This window comes from Kosakonia sp. YIM B13571 (assembly GCF_042788095.1).
In the GTDB taxonomy this organism is placed as follows: Bacteria; Pseudomonadota; Gammaproteobacteria; order Enterobacterales; family Enterobacteriaceae; genus Kosakonia; species Kosakonia quasisacchari.
The window spans coordinates 572,035-586,426 of sequence record NZ_JBHZPL010000001.1 but is presented as its reverse complement, the minus strand read 5'-3'; the positions used below and the strand labels follow the sequence as shown (position 1 = coordinate 586,426).

At 54.2% G+C, this 14,392-nt stretch carries 16 protein-coding genes; 7 read left to right on the top strand and 9 right to left on the bottom strand.

All coding sequences use genetic code 11. The features are described from left to right. Positions 1 to 3 precede the first annotated feature (3 nt). From ACFX4O_RS02835 to ACFX4O_RS02820, 4 genes are all read left to right on the top strand, one after another. On the top strand, positions 4 to 1,665 hold the full coding sequence (locus tag ACFX4O_RS02835; RefSeq protein WP_380207111.1) for a ShlB/FhaC/HecB family hemolysin secretion/activation protein: 1,662 nt from the start codon (positions 4 to 6) through the stop codon (positions 1,663 to 1,665). Positions 1,666 to 1,832: 167 nt separating this feature from the next. Next, the gene (locus tag ACFX4O_RS02830; protein ID WP_380207109.1) at positions 1,833 to 2,168 is read left to right on the top strand and encodes an SdpI family protein; all 336 of its coding nucleotides are present in this window, start codon (positions 1,833 to 1,835) and stop codon (positions 2,166 to 2,168) included. Next, positions 2,168 to 2,440: a MafI family immunity protein gene (locus ACFX4O_RS02825; RefSeq protein ID WP_380207107.1), complete on the top strand. Its 273-nt coding sequence runs from the start codon at positions 2,168 to 2,170 to the stop codon at positions 2,438 to 2,440. The genes ACFX4O_RS02830 and ACFX4O_RS02825 overlap by 1 nt, the downstream gene beginning before the upstream one ends. A 41-nt stretch (positions 2,441 to 2,481) precedes the next feature. Further along, positions 2,482 to 2,742 (top strand): hypothetical protein, encoded by a 261-nt coding sequence (locus ACFX4O_RS02820; RefSeq protein WP_380207105.1) that lies wholly within the window; start codon positions 2,482 to 2,484, stop codon positions 2,740 to 2,742. A gap of 35 nt (positions 2,743 to 2,777) precedes the next feature. On the opposite strand, the gene ACFX4O_RS02815 is transcribed toward ACFX4O_RS02820, so the two are convergent. The 5 genes from ACFX4O_RS02815 to ACFX4O_RS02795 all read right to left on the bottom strand — a co-directional run bounded on the left by ACFX4O_RS02815 (position 2,778) and on the right by ACFX4O_RS02795 (position 7,501). Beyond that, positions 2,778 to 4,316, bottom strand: coding sequence for a methyl-accepting chemotaxis protein (locus tag ACFX4O_RS02815; RefSeq protein ID WP_380207103.1), 1,539 nt, complete (start codon positions 4,314 to 4,316; stop codon positions 2,778 to 2,780). 462 nt (positions 4,317 to 4,778) lie between these two features. Next, positions 4,779 to 5,351, bottom strand: coding sequence for a DUF1349 domain-containing protein (locus ACFX4O_RS02810; protein WP_380207101.1), 573 nt, complete (start codon positions 5,349 to 5,351; stop codon positions 4,779 to 4,781). Between the two features lie 310 nt (positions 5,352 to 5,661). Beyond that, on the bottom strand, positions 5,662 to 6,204 hold the full coding sequence (locus ACFX4O_RS02805) for an acireductone dioxygenase (RefSeq protein WP_380207099.1): 543 nt from the start codon (positions 6,202 to 6,204) through the stop codon (positions 5,662 to 5,664). Next, the gene (gene mtnC, locus ACFX4O_RS02800) at positions 6,201 to 6,890 is read right to left on the bottom strand and encodes an acireductone synthase (RefSeq protein ID WP_380207097.1); all 690 of its coding nucleotides are present in this window, start codon (positions 6,888 to 6,890) and stop codon (positions 6,201 to 6,203) included. The genes ACFX4O_RS02805 and mtnC overlap by 4 nt, the downstream gene beginning before the upstream one ends. Then, complete coding sequence (locus ACFX4O_RS02795; protein ID WP_380207095.1) at positions 6,887 to 7,501, bottom strand: methylthioribulose 1-phosphate dehydratase; 615 nt, start codon at positions 7,499 to 7,501, stop codon at positions 6,887 to 6,889. Before ACFX4O_RS02795 ends, mtnC begins: the two co-directional genes overlap by 4 nt. A 116-nt stretch (positions 7,502 to 7,617) precedes the next feature. Between ACFX4O_RS02795 and ACFX4O_RS02790 the strand changes: the two genes are divergently transcribed. After that, complete coding sequence (locus ACFX4O_RS02790; RefSeq protein ID WP_380207093.1) at positions 7,618 to 8,778, top strand: pyridoxal phosphate-dependent aminotransferase; 1,161 nt, start codon at positions 7,618 to 7,620, stop codon at positions 8,776 to 8,778. A 40-nt stretch (positions 8,779 to 8,818) separates the two neighbouring features. On the opposite strand, the gene dsbG is transcribed toward ACFX4O_RS02790, so the two are convergent. After that, positions 8,819 to 9,565: a thiol:disulfide interchange protein DsbG gene (gene dsbG, locus ACFX4O_RS02785; RefSeq protein WP_017455862.1), complete on the bottom strand. Its 747-nt coding sequence runs from the start codon at positions 9,563 to 9,565 to the stop codon at positions 8,819 to 8,821. 367 nt (positions 9,566 to 9,932) lie between these two features. Here dsbG and ahpC point away from each other — a divergent pair, with 367 nt between their 5' ends. Beyond that, complete coding sequence (ahpC, locus tag ACFX4O_RS02780; protein WP_131406240.1) at positions 9,933 to 10,496, top strand: alkyl hydroperoxide reductase subunit C; 564 nt, start codon at positions 9,933 to 9,935, stop codon at positions 10,494 to 10,496. Between the two features lie 242 nt (positions 10,497 to 10,738). Beyond that, positions 10,739 to 12,304 carry an alkyl hydroperoxide reductase subunit F gene (ahpF, locus tag ACFX4O_RS02775; RefSeq protein ID WP_380207090.1) on the top strand — a complete coding sequence of 522 codons (1,566 nt, stop codon included), beginning with the start codon at positions 10,739 to 10,741 and terminating at the stop codon, positions 12,302 to 12,304. Between the two features lie 79 nt (positions 12,305 to 12,383). On the opposite strand, the gene uspG is transcribed toward ahpF, so the two are convergent. The 3 genes from uspG to rna form a co-directional block, all read right to left on the bottom strand. Continuing rightward, complete coding sequence (gene uspG / locus ACFX4O_RS02770; RefSeq protein ID WP_131406242.1) at positions 12,384 to 12,812, bottom strand: universal stress protein UspG; 429 nt, start codon at positions 12,810 to 12,812, stop codon at positions 12,384 to 12,386. A 149-nt stretch (positions 12,813 to 12,961) separates the two neighbouring features. Further along, complete coding sequence (rnk, locus tag ACFX4O_RS02765; protein ID WP_017455866.1) at positions 12,962 to 13,372, bottom strand: nucleoside diphosphate kinase regulator; 411 nt, start codon at positions 13,370 to 13,372, stop codon at positions 12,962 to 12,964. Positions 13,373 to 13,510: 138 nt separating this feature from the next. Continuing rightward, positions 13,511 to 14,314: a ribonuclease I gene (rna, locus tag ACFX4O_RS02760; RefSeq protein WP_131406243.1), complete on the bottom strand. Its 804-nt coding sequence runs from the start codon at positions 14,312 to 14,314 to the stop codon at positions 13,511 to 13,513. Positions 14,315 to 14,392: the final 78 nt, after the last annotated feature.

Here is a 14,392-nt window from a genome sequence, read left to right as displayed (position 1 = left end):
GCGATGGCGGCTCCCAGCGCGGGTCAATTGGTGCAACCCTCTTATGCGCCGGTCCAGCAGCATACCGGCGGCGGCATTACGCTGCCTGCCACCACCGGGCTTACCGCGCCGAACGGCGCGGAAAAACTGTTTGTCACGCCAGCCGGCCTGCGGGTTGAAGGCGGTTTCCCGCAGTTAGCGAGCGAAACGGCGCGTATTGAATCGCGCGTTAAAGGCCGCCGCGTCTCTGCCGCGAATTTGTTTGCCGCCGCGCAGGAACTGGAAACCGCCTACATCAAAGCGGGCTACTTGCTGGCGCGCGTCAGCCTGCCGCCGCAACAGATCAAAGATGGTGCGCCGCTGCGCGTGGTGATTACCGACGGCTATGTGGAAAAAGTGGATGCCTCTGCGCTGCCAGATACTGCGCGCAGCCGGGTAGAAAGCCTGTTGCAACCGCTGGTGGGCGAAAAGCATTTAACCCGCAAAGCGCTGGAGCGGCGTTTGCTGCTGGCAGGCGACACGCCGGGCGTGATGCTGAAATCGACCCTCAAACCGGGCAGCAAACCGGGCTCAACGGTGCTGATTGTTGATGGTCGCTACGATCCGGTTGCCGGGCTGGTGACTTTTGATAACGGCCTTTCTGACGAACTGGGTAAGTACTCACTCGGGCTCGGCGGGCAGCTTAACAACCTGGCCGGCTTTGGCGAGCAGGTGTACGTGCGCCTGAACAGCTACCCGCGCGGCGATAACCCGTTTACGGATACGCAGCCGCGTAACCGCCAGTGGGCGCTCGGCGTGGTCGTGCCGCTCGGCACTGATGGCTTGTGGATGAACGTTGAAGGGGTGGACAGCCGTACCAAACCGAAAACTGACAGCGGGTTGACCTCGCGCGATCATTTCCAGCGTTTGTCGACACGTCTGGGTTATCACTGGGTGCGTTCGCGTGATTTCAATACCTCGACCTTGCTGTCGCTGGATGTGCAAAACGAAACGCAACATTTGCAGTTCAATAACAACGACGTGCCGTTCACCGATGATCGTCTGCGCATTGTGCGCCTCGCGCAGTCGATGGATTACACCACTGATTTTGACGCGCGTTTCGCCTCCAGTCTGACGGCCTCTTTTGGCGTCGATGGCCTGGGCGCACGCCACGGCACCACCGACCTGCCGATGAGCAGAAACGGTGCCGATCCGGATTTCCAGAAGCTGGAGCTGACCATGAATTACAGTCAGCCGCTGGTGGATGGCAAGGTGCAGCTCTCACTTTCTGGCCTGGCGCAGACCTCGTTTGACCAGGCACTGCCGTCCTCTGAGCAGGCTTCACTTGGCGGTAGCAGCTGGCTTTCGGCGTTTGATTCCGGCACGGTCAGCGGCGATAGCGCCCTGGCCGCGCGTGCTGAAGTTGGCTTGCCGCAGCCGCTGGGCGCGTTCTCCTGGGCACCCGATCTTGGTAGCGCGGTAATGCCGTACGTCTTTGGTTCGCTGGGTTCCGTAAGCCAGGCAAAACCGACGGCGCTGGAGAAAAAAGAGGTGCACGGTAGCGCGTACGGTGCCGGTTTGCGCCTGAGCGCTAGCCAGGTCGCCAGCCCGAACAGCGCCTTGCTGACGCTGGAATACGCGCGCGGCAATCAAAGCGGCGAATCGCAAGACAACCGCTTTAACCTCAGCCTGCTGACCTTCTTCTAAACCACGCACTTTCCCGCGCATCGTCTGGTGCGCGGGTTTCTTCCTTCCGCTAAAACATGCGCTATCTCACTCAGGGATAGCCGTTGCTTTATCACGTTGTCGGGATAATGATGTTTTGCTACAGCAAACGTCCGCAATGTGTGTCAGCTCAGCATAAGGATCCCGCAATGAACGACATCTTTTTCTCCCTCAGCATTGGGATGCTGGTGTTAATGGCGGTTGCCATTCCGCTGGCGCGGCAGCGTATTAAACCCAATCGTTTTTACGGTGTGCGTACCGCGTTAACCTTGCGGGATAACACGGCCTGGTATCGGGCGAACCGCCTTTTTGGCAAGGTGATGCTGCTCTGCGGTGCGGGATTTTTTCTCTTTTCAGCGCTGCTCGGCAACTGGCGTGAAAACGCCGATAACGCAATGACCAGCATCGTGCTGTTTTTGCTGGCTGTATCTGTGCCAGTGGTCTGCGCGCTGGTCAACGAATCGCGGGAAAAGAGAGGATCGTAATGCGCGAAGGCATCAAAGTCTTTGGCGCACGTTTCGCCGGGCGTGTTGACGCCGAGAAACTGCGTTTTGCCATTGAATACGTCGATTACGGTGAAAGCGGCTTAGCATTTGAAACGATCTGCGATTATATCGTCGAAGAAGACGCGCCCATCACTGAGGAAGAGTACCGCCTCGCCGTAGAGATTTTTAACGACTACGGTGGTAAATGGGGTGTTTTCAGTATCGAACATATGAAAGCGCTGATTGTTAAAGAAGACGGTTCCGCTTTGTGATATTTGCGCCGAAAAAACTGAAAATGCATCCATAAGGGGAGGTGAAATTGCCAACACGTTGTGAAATCGCGCTGGCGAAAGTGGTCGCCGATTTGGCTATTTTCCTTGAGTTCACCGGTGAAAACCAACTGGATCAGGACGCCGCCATCAACGTGCTGGAGCAGATTGCCGCTGAACTGAAAACGCTAAATGCGGAGGACAAATATCGCCTGGCGGCGATATTTAACGAGTTATCACAACGCTATCCAGCCGATAAAACCGCGTTTGTTAGCCATTTACCTGAAGCGTTAGGATTACTGTAAAAGCCGGGAAGCACTAGCGCCTCCCGGCCTGAATGTTAAAGTTTAAAAGTATTCACGTCGTTAAGCAGTTTCCCGGCCTGGTGGCTGAGCGAGTTCGCTGCGGTGGCCATCTCTTCGACCATGGCGGCGTTCTGCTGCAAGTTGCCCTCCATCTGGCTGACCGCCACGTTAACCTGATCAATACCGTGGCTCTGCTCGGTTGAAGAGTTATTCACCTGATTTATCAGCACCGTGGTTTCATCGACTGCACCCAGGGCGTCATTCATTCGTGATGTGACGTTAGCGGCGTAGTTGACGCCCTGGCCGACATTCTTAATCGCTTCGTCGATCAAGCCGCGAATATCACGCGCTGCCACTGAGGAGCGCTGCGACAGCGAACGCACTTCGCCAGCGACCACCGCAAAGCCTTTACCCTGCTCGCCGGCGCGTGCGGCTTCCACCGCTGCGTTAAGTGCGAGAATGTTGGTCTGGAACGCGATGCCGTCGATAATGTCGGTGATCTCGGAGATTTTCACCGAAGAAGCAGAAATATCATCGATGGATTTTTGCAGGGAACTCAGCTCGCGATGGCTTTCATTCACCATGGTTTGCACGCGGCCAATAAAGGCATTTGCCTCTTTCGCGTTGTCCATATTGTGCCGCACCGTGGCCGACAATTGGTTCATGCTGGCGGCGGTCTGCTCCAGCGACGAAGCCTGTGATTCGGTACGTGACGACAGATCATCATTGCTTTTGGCGATTTCGCTTGCCGCGACATCCACTTCGTTGCTGGCATCTTTCACACTGCTTAATACTTCGCGGATTTTTTCTACCAGATTATTAAAACTGGTAGCGGTTGCGCCCAGTTCATCTTTTTTATTGAGATCCACTTTGACGGTTAAATCCAGCGTGCTGCTGATAATTTTCATACTATTTTGCAGATTTTTTAATCCTTTATTTAAATAAGTGAGGATCGCTGAAGCAAATACGCCAATTAATGCCAGTAAAAAGATAATAGTTCCCACCAATAACCAGAAGGTATTGATATATTGCGTATGGTTATTCTCGGCATACTTTTTGGCGATATTGTAATTATGCTCCAGCATCTCTTTTAAATTGGCGCTTAGGGCGACAGAAGCATTGGCGGTAATCCCGCCATCCGACACCATTTTACGCGCGGCCTCAATACCTTCACTGTGATAGACGCCGACCATGGATTCTGCTTTTTGTGCGTAATCGTCAAAAGAGTCCTGGGTTTTTTTCAACAACTGCGCATCCAAATCATCACTGACCAGATCGTCGTGGTAGTAGTTTAAAATCTCACGGGTTTTATTAAGTTCATCTTTCGCTTGCGCCATATGTTTGCTGAAAACCGCTTCGTCACTGATGAGTAGCGACATCAGGATTTGTCGGCGTGCTTCTTCACGGTGCTGTACCGCTTCGCTGAGCTTACTAATACTTGGCAGGCTATTATCAACAACGTAGTCGAAACGTGATTGAGCATTGTCTAATGCCCGGATGCTGAAACCACCGAGCACGATCATGGCAATAAACGTAATGGCAAAAACAAATAACAATTTCTTTAAAATAGTCATAACGGCCTCAGGTGCTTTCCATATCCAGGGTGAACTCTATTTTTATCGGCGACTAAAGCGAAACCTTCATGGTGAATTTAATAAAAAGAGAGGTGCGTTTGTTTTTTTGATTAGCCAGTTAAGAGGCGTTAAAAATGACCATAAAATACAATCGGTAAGATTTTTTATAAAAATGATGCCGCCAGTTTTTATATAATATATTTTCGGCAGTACATGTGTCGCGGAATGATATATCCTGTATTCTTTCTGACATGTAAATATAGAGTTTAGCTGCGCTGAATAATATGTGGTTAAACAAATTACTTATTATGAAAATAATTAGGATCGCTGCGTTTCTCTCTGCTTAGCGGTTTCCGGTTTTCAGGCAACCGAAGTGAATAGATGTCTCTTGCGGTTGCCTGTGTTGCTTGTTGTCACCGGCTAAAAACGAAGCGGTGATTGTCGGTGGATGCAGCGATGAAACTAGCTCAGATCGTGCAGATCTTTCTCCAGCAGCGGCGTGAGCGCCATATCTGAAAACGCGACTTCCAGCCCGGCTCGTTCCGGCGTGCAGCACATCACCCCAACCGCGCAACGCGGGTGGGGAAAGTGGCACAACCGCAACAGCGGCCAGACGCGACCATCAGTGGAGTATTGCAGCCGTAGCGCGTCGTCTTTGCGGCTCAGGCGCAGCCAGAAATCGCCCGCGTCACCCGTGAAAATACCGGTTGCCCAGTCTGAATAACCCTGTGTCAGCACGCTGCCGATGGCGGGCGCGCCATCGTTAAATTCGATGCCGGCTTTTAGCCAGTTTTTCTCGTCCGCGACCAACAACACACCCGCCTGGTCATACAGCTCGGAAAAACGCGCCTGTATCCGCACCTGAAAGGTGAAATCCCCCGCCACATCGCGCACAAAACCGTGGCCGCTGAAGCGCTCAAACCCGTACCAGGTTTTGCGCCAGAAATCGGTGCCGCCATCCGTGACCACTTCCACTTTGCCCTGCGTTTCACGCCACTGCTGCGGTTCGTTAATCCAGTAAAAATCACCCGTCATGTTTTACTCCTTTATGTGTGCTGGCGGCTTACAGAGTGTTGCCTGTAGCGGGGGAGATTGCCAGTTTGCGGCGCGGGGTATTACGCAGGGATCACAAATGTTTCGCAGTAACAAAGGCTTTGTGAAAAAGAAGGAAGTATCGTTAATACCCACAAAGCGCTGCGATAACAAAAAGACGACCTGTTCGGTTATCTTGTTCAGGAATAAAGGCACTCAGGAAGATGGGTTTTCGTCTTAGCCAAAAGGAGTTGAGTAAGTGGCTAGCTACAACAAAATTGAAAACTAAAGGCTCCATCTGGAGCCTTTAGTTTCAAGCTAACTTCGGATACCCGCCCGCAATTTCACTTCCGGTAAACTGCGCGATCCACCCCTCTGGGTTATCAAAAATCCTGATCGCCGTGAAGTTCGGCTCTGAGCCCATATCAAACCAGTGCGGGGTTCCGGCCGGTACGGAAATCAGGTCGTTTTTCTCGCACAGCACCTGGTAAACGTCGCTGCCGATGTGCAGGCAAAACAAGCCCGCGCCTTCCACAAAGAAGCGCACTTCGTCTTCGCCATGCGTATGTTCGTTGAGAAACTTGGCGCGCATCGCCTCTTTCTGCGGGTTGTCGGCGCGCAGGCTGATCACATCCCAGCTCTGATAGCCTTTTTCGGCCACCAGTTTGTCGATGGCGTGTTGGTAAGCAGTGATCACTGTTTCCGGCGTCGGGTTTGCGCCCAGATCGCGGTCGGCCTGCCAGCGCTCAAAACGCACGTCTTTGGCGTTGAGTTTTTGCTGGATCTCTGCGGCGTCGGTGCTATGCCACACTGGCGTGCTGGCATCGGTATCGGTGTAAATCGTCAGTGCGCTCATGAAGGGATCTGCTCCGGCTTAATGTTGCTGAAAGAGGGAACCTGGTAATGATGGCTGGCTGCGTCATCATCGCCGCGAATCAGTTGTGTGGTGCGAAAACCTGCCGCTTCGGCGGCGTCCAGCTCCTGGTGAATATCGGATAGGAACAAAATGGACGTGGGCGGTAGCCCGATTTGCGTCGCAATGTTGCGGTACGACTGCACATCGCGTTTCGCGCCAACCAGCGTGTCGAAATACCCGCTGAACAGAGGAGTAATATCACCTTCGTCGCTGTAGCCAAATAACAGTTTTTGCGCAGCAACCGAGCCAGAGGAATATACATACAGATCAATACCCTGCGATTTCCATTTCTCAAGCTGGGGCAACACGTCCGGGTAAAGGTGGCCTTTGAAATCGCCATTCACATAACCGTCGCGCCAGATGATGCCCTGCAACGCTTTTAGCGCCGTTGATTTGCGATCTTCATCCATAAAAGCAAACAGCACGTCAATCAGTTCGGCGGCGCTGGCTTGTGGCTGGGCGATCTCTTCTCGCAGGTTATCCAGGATGGTGCTCACCGGCTCGTTGTACTGCTCCGCCGTGATAAACGCCGCCAGACGTTCGCGGGCATAAGGGAACAGGACGTTATGTACGAAGCGGATATCACTGGTGGTGCCTTCAATATCGGTAACAATAGCGCGGATCATGGTTTCTCCAGCAGGCGACGCTGCATTTCGCATTCAAATAAAAATTCCAGCCCTTCCAGATGGCGGCGGGCTTCGGCGACATCGCGTCCCCAGCAGGTCAGCCCGTGGCCGCGCAGCAGAAAACCATAGCGCAATGGGTGCGTCTGCGCATAGTCGGCAATGCGTGTGGCCAGCGCGTCGATATCCTGGTCGTTGTCGAAAATCGCCACTGGCACCGTGTCCAGGTGCGTGGTCTGCCCGCTCAGCGATTTTTGCATCTCAAAACCGTTCAGCAGCAGGGCAGGGGATTTCTCTACGCGCGAAAGCACCGTCGCGTTCACGGTATGGACGTGTAGCACGGCGTTAGCGTCCGGGTAGAGGCGATAAATCAGCGTGTGCAGGCCGGTTTCTGCCGAGGGTTTACGGCCGGAAGGGGCGTGGTTATCGGCAATCGATACCTGCAAAAAATCCGCCGTGGTCAGGCTGCCTTTGTCTTTGCCGGATTCGCTCAGCCAGCACCAGTCGGCGTCCTGGCGCACGGACATATTCCCGCCGGTGGCGGGTGCCCAGCCTTTCGCGCCTATCCAGTGGCAGGCGGCGACGAGTTGTTGGAGTTGCAGGTTGTCTGTCATCACCCTTCCTTATAAGGAATATTGTTATCGTATAGACGTCTAAGCGTCTTGATTGCCAAATACTAGCATCGTGTTATAGTGGCGGCAACACGCGTATCACAGGCAGGCAGATAATAATGAGCAATAACGCACTGATTCCACAAAGTAAACTTCCCGCGCTTGGCACTACCATTTTCACGCAAATGAGCGCCCTGGCGCAGCAGCACCAGGCGATTAATCTGTCGCAAGGCTTCCCGGATTTCGACGGCCCGCGCTATTTGCAGGAGCGGTTGGCGTTTCATGTGGCGCAGGGGGCGAATCAGTACGCGCCGATGACCGGTGTGCAGGCGCTGCGCGAAGCGATTGCCGATAAAACGGCCGAGCTGTATGGGCATAAACCGGATGTGAATACCGATATCACCGTCACCGCCGGGGCGACAGAAGCGCTGTACGCGGCGATCACCGCGTTGGTGCGTCAGGGCGATGAAGTTATCTGTTTTGATCCGAGCTACGACAGTTATGCGCCCGCGGTCGAGCTTTCCGGCGGCGTGCTGAAACGCATTGCGCTGCAACCGCCGCATTTTCGCGTCGACTGGCAACAATTTGCGGGGCTGCTTAGCGATCGCACGCGGCTGGTGATTTTGAACACGCCGCACAACCCGTCGGCGACGGTGTGGCAAAAGGCGGATTTCGCTGCGTTGTGGCAGGCGATTGCCGAACGGGAAATCTATGTGCTGAGCGATGAAGTTTACGAGCACATCTGTTTTGCCGAAGAGGGCCATGCCAGCGTGCTGGCGCATCCGCAACTGCGCGAGCGGGCAGTTGCGGTGTCATCATTTGGCAAAACCTACCATATGACCGGCTGGAAAGTGGGTTACTGCGTGGCGCCTGCCGCTATTAGCGCGGAGCTGCGCAAGGTACACCAGTATCTGACGTTCTCGGTGAATACCCCGGCGCAGCTGGCGCTGGCGGATATGCTGCGCGCCGAGCCGGAACATTATCGTGATCTACCGGAATTTTACCGCGCGCGGCGCGATGTGCTGGTCAATGCGCTTAGCCACAGCAAGCTGGAGATTTTGCCGTGCGAAGGTACCTATTTCCTGCTGGCGGATTACAGCGCGATCTCCGATCTGGATGATGTGAGTTTCTGTCAGTGGCTGACCAAAGCGGTGGGCGTGGCGGCGATCCCGCTGTCGGTGTTCTGCGCCGATCCCTTCCCGCACAAATTGATTCGTCTGTGCTTCGCGAAACAGGAATCGACGCTGCTGGCGGCGGCAGAGCGCCTGTGTAAGCTGTAAGGCTTTAACGGCGGTGCTACCTGCGCCGCCGTGACTGCTTTTACTTCTCGCCCATAATCGTTTTCAGTTTTTCCGCATCCGGCAATCCCACTTCCTGTTGCAGCACATTATCTTCATTCATGTAGTAAATAGCAGGCGTGGCGTTCGCGCCGAGATCGTCCATGATTTTCTGGTTGATGTTGAGCTTTTTCATCATTTCCGGCGGTACGCTTTTCGGTAACGTCAGCGCCATTTTGCCGTTCGACTGCTCAAAGTCGTGCCAGCTTTTCGCCGGATCTTTTGCGCTCATAATCGCTGCCGCGGCCGCCGGGCTTTCCGGTTTAATCACCCCAACCAGCAGCGTGCGGATCTGCACTTTGCCGGACTCCACCCACGGGCGCGCCTGCTGCCAGAACTGTTTGCAGTACGGGCAATACGGGTCGGCAAAGACATACACCACGCGCGGTGCCTCTTTTTTGCCATCCAGCAGCCAGTCGGCTTTTTCCATCTGCTGCCACAGCGCGCGGCCCGCCGGAGCGTAAATCTCTTTGGCAATCAGCTTTTCGCTCAGGTTAGTGCCTGCGTCGTCGTACATATAGCCGGAGATAGCGTGTTTGCCGTCCGGGGTGACATAAATGGTGACGCCCATTTCCTGATATTTGCCAAGATAGCCTTTCATGCCGCCCGGTGCGTCGAAGGATTTGATGATGGTGATGCCTTGCTTTTCAATGGCTTTTACCGGTGCGGGCAGTTCTTCGGCGTGCAGAGTCAGCGGGAGCAATGTCAGCATTAACAGGCGCTTGAGCATAAAAATCCTTATAAAATCAGTGGGAAAGAGTGAACTTAGAGGAAACCTATCACAACCATCGGTAAGAACGCCTGCCGGAGCATTGTCGCTCAACGCTTGCAGTGGTCTAATCGATGTTGCTTGATGACCTTCAGGTTATGAGCGCAACGCAAAGCCAGCTTGCTGGTGCTGAAGCTACCCACGGGTATTTCAGGTATCGAGGCCACCCGTCGCGGTGGCCTTTTTACTTTTGGCAAATCAGCCGTTCACAAGGTTGCTCGTTGTGGGTTGTTAGCTAACACTTATTGATTTGATAAAGCAAACGCATTGGCTCAATCAATCGAAGTTCGTTAACTTACACCCCAACGAAAACACGGAGGAAGTATAGATGTCCTTAATTAATACCAAGATTAAACCTTTTAAAAACCAGGCGTTCAAAAACGGTGAATTCATCGAAGTAACCGAGAAAGATACCGAAGGCCGCTGGAGCGTCTTCTTCTTCTACCCGGCTGACTTCACCTTCGTATGCCCGACTGAACTGGGCGACGTGGCTGACCACTACGACGAGCTGCAGAAACTGGGCGTGGACGTTTACTCTGTTTCCACCGACACCCACTTTACCCACAAAGCGTGGCACAGCAGCTCCGACACCATCGCGAAAATCAAATATGCGATGATCGGCGACCCGACTGGCGCCCTGACCCGTAACTTCGACAACATGCGTGAAAATGAAGGTCTGGCCGATCGTGCAACCTTCGTTGTTGACCCGCAGGGTATTATCCAGGCTATCGAAGTCACCGCTGAAGGCATCGGCCGCGACGCATCTGACCTGCTGCGTAAAATCAAAGCAGCACAGTATGTGGCTTCTCACCCAGGTGAAGTGTGCCCGGCGAAATGGAAAGAGGGTGAAGCGACGTTGGCTCCGTCCCTGGATCTGGTTGGCAAAATCTAAATTTCCTGTCGTCTTTCACGCCATAGCGGCGTTGGCGTCGCCTGCTCGCCCCGGTCACTTACTGATGTAAGCTCCCGGGGACTCTCAGGCTAGCCGCCTTGCTCTGGCGCGAAATACTTCGGAAATTACTATCGTTAACGGGTACTTTTGGGTGCCCGTTTTATTCAGCACCATGATGCAAGTTGCATTGATGCAGCCTTAAATGATTCGGCTTGCATGATGATGTTTTAAGGGAGAACGTTATGCTCGACACTACTATGAAAACCCAGCTCAAGGCCTACCTTGAGAAACTGACCAAACCTGTTGAGCTGATTGCTACGCTGGACGACAGCGCGAAATCGGCAGAGATCAAAGAACTGCTGGGCGAAATCGCTGAACTGTCAGACAAGGTCTCCTTTAAAGAAGACAATAGCCTGGCGGTGCGTAAACCGTCGTTCCTGATTACTAACCCAGGCTCGCATAACGGCCCGCGTTTTGCCGGTTCGCCGCTGGGCCACGAATTTACGTCACTGGTACTGGCGCTGCTGTGGGCCGGTGGTCATCCGTCAAAAGAGGCGCAGGCGCTGCTTGAACAGATCCGCGATCTGGACGGCGATTTTGAGTTTGAAACCTACTATTCACTCTCGTGCCATAACTGCCCTGACGTGGTGCAGGCGCTGAACCTGATGGCGGTGCTGAACCCGCGTATCAAGCACACGGCGATTGATGGCGGTACGTTCCAGAACGAAATCACCGATCGCAACGTGATGGGTGTTCCGGCGGTGTTTGTTAATGGTCAGGAGTTTGGCCAAGGGCGTATGACGCTGAGCGAAATCGTTGCCAAAATTGACACCGGCGCGGAAAAACGTGCGGCAGAAGAGCTGAACAAACGTGATGCTTACGATGTGCTGATTGTCGGCTCCGGCCCGGCGGGTGCGGCAGCGGCAGTTTACTCGGCGCGTAAAGGCATCCGTACCGGCCTGATGGGCGAGCGTTTCGGCGGCCAGGTGCTGGATACCGTTGATATTGAAAACTATATTTCTGTGCCGAAAACCGAAGGCCAGAAACTGGCGGGCGCGCTGAAAGCGCACGTCTCGGATTACGACGTCGATGTGATTGACAGCCAGAGCGCCAGCAAGCTGGTTCCGGCTGCGGTTGAAGGTGGCTTGCATCAGATCCAAACTGCCTCCGGCGCGGTGCTGAAAGCACGCAGCATTATCATTGCTACTGGCGCGAAATGGCGCAACATGAATGTTCCGGGTGAAGATCAGTATCGCACCAAAGGTGTGACTTACTGCCCGCACTGCGACGGCCCGCTGTTTAAAGGCAAGCGCGTAGCGGTGATCGGCGGCGGTAACTCCGGTGTGGAAGCGGCTATTGATCTGGCAGGCATTGTTGAGCACGTAACCCTGCTTGAATTCGCTCCGGAAATGAAAGCCGATCAGGTGTTGCAGGATAAAGTGCGCAGCCTGAAAAACGTCGACATTATTCTGAACGCGCAGACCACCGAAGTGAAAGGCGACGGTAGCAAAGTGACCGGCCTTGAGTACCGCGACCGTGTGAGTGGCGATGTTCACAGCGTGGCGCTGGCGGGGATTTTCGTCCAGATTGGTCTGCTGCCGAACACCACCTGGCTGGAAGGTGCGATTGAGCGCAACCGCATGGGCGAAATCATCATCGACGCGAAATGCGAAACCAGCGTCAAAGGTGTGTTTGCCGCGGGCGACTGCACCACGGTGCCGTACAAACAGATCATTATTGCCACGGGTGAAGGTGCCAAAGCGTCTCTGAGTTCGTTTGACTACCTTATCCGCACGAAAACCGCGTAAGTAAAATAAGAAAGTAAGCCATACCTGCAATGTAAAGAGGCTACCTTTGGGTAGCCTCTTTTTTTGCGCCTGAGCGTCTTTATCTGACCACCAGCACCGGAATGTGTGCGTGTCGCACAATATTTGCGGCGTTCGAGCCGAGCAGGTGGGTGGAAATGGAAGGATTGCGCGAAGCAATTACCACCATATCAGCGCTCAACTCTTCGGCTAACTCATTGACCACATCGCGCACGTTGCCAAAACGGACATGAATATGAATGCGTGAAGAGTCGATGTGGAAATGTGTGATCATGGTGCTGAGGCGCGTTTGCGCTTCCTGTTGCAGATGCTCTTCGAAACGGCGCAAATCAGCAGCGAAACGGTGCAGGCTCAAACTGGCGGAGGCGGGTAATACATGCAAAAGATGAATAACGCCTTCACTCTGAGCGAGAAATTCAGCGTGACGCACGGCTTTGTCGCTTAACTCCATTTCGAAAACATCGACCGGCATGATGATTGTCTGATACATAAACGCTTCTCCCTGTAGGTTATGTCCTTCTGATTGAATCATAAACGGGAAGAATATTTTGCTGCCTGTATGGCAAATCTGAAGAATAAACGGGCGGGAGCGGAAAGAGGATGCGGGTGCATCCTCTGCACAACAACGCAGGGCGGGGCTTAGCGCATGAAATCGCCTGCGGCTTCGGGTTGGTACAGCAGTTCGAGCACTTCAAGGTCGGTGGTGGTGCCGCCCGGCAGTTCCCAGTGGATGGTATCGCCAACGCGCAATCCCAGCAGCGCTGCGCCCACCGGAGCAAGCACCGAAAGCTGGCTGGCGCTGTCGGTCACATTCGCCGGATAAACCAGCGTGCGCACGCGCTCTTCGCCGCTTTTCAGCTCACGGAATTTTACCGTGCTGTTCATCGTCACCACATCATGTGGCATCGCTTCTGGCGCGCACATCTGGGCGCGATCCAACTCTTCATTTAGCGCATCCGCGACCGGCAGGTTAGCGTGAGCGGGCTGCTCAAGCAGACGGTCGAGGCGCTCGGCGTCTCGCTCATTAATGATAATGGCAGGTCTGGACATCTGGTACTCCATGTCAGGTGATTGATCCAAAGAAAAACCCTCGCCGACTGGCAGCGAGGGTTTGTCTACAAGGGATGATACTGACACGACAGCGCGCTGTGAAGTGATGTTGCGCACATTTGCCGGAATTATGGTTTTTCAGTATCCCGCTTTATCAATCACGAAGCTGTTTCCACAGTTGCCGGGATGCGGCTGCGGTAGTAAAGACGTTGCTGCGAGCGGGGCGTTTATCGCGTCGGCTTTGATGGCTATCTGCATTTCCGTCAGCCATGCCGGGTTGCCGCTACAGGTCAGTTTCACCGCTTTCACGCTCTGATCACCGTAAGCTTTGGCGACAGCCGCGTTGAACGCGTCGCGAGTGACGGTTTTCCCGTAGTTTTCCGCCAGGAACTGACCGAGTGCGCTCTGTTTGATTTCGGTGTCCAGGCGTACCATCGCGCCGAAATAGTCGTCCGGATCGAAGCCAAAACAGACGCCGTGTTTGGCATATTCATAACGCTCAAGGCAAGTGGTGCTGCCCGCGCCCGGCATGACGGCGTTAAGTTTATTGGCCACTTCCAGTGACAGGCCGGTTTCTGCAGCGGCGCATTTCTGGCTGGCTTTCGCTTCTGGCATATTCGGAATCGGACGCGTGGCGCAGCCGAAGCGCATCCAGCGGCGATCGTCGACGCCTCGCGCGGCGATGGATTTCGGCAGGCCAGGCCACAGACCATGCACGGTCAGATAATCGGCTTTGTTAGCCGGTTCTTTTTGCGGCCGACACTCATCGGGCTCATTGCGACCTTGCGCATGCAGGCTCTGACAAAAACCGGTTTGCCAGGAGAGCGCCAGAACATAGCGGTCAAAGTCACCATATTGTGTGGGCTGGAGCGGTGCGGCATAAGCGACGGAGAACAGCGTTGCGGCAAGGCTTGCGCAGATGAAGAGTCCCTTTTTAAACATATCAGTTCCTGATGGATGTATCCGGGTAATTGCCATGCGTTATTAAACCATAAAAAAAGCGCCGGGCAGGCGCTTTTT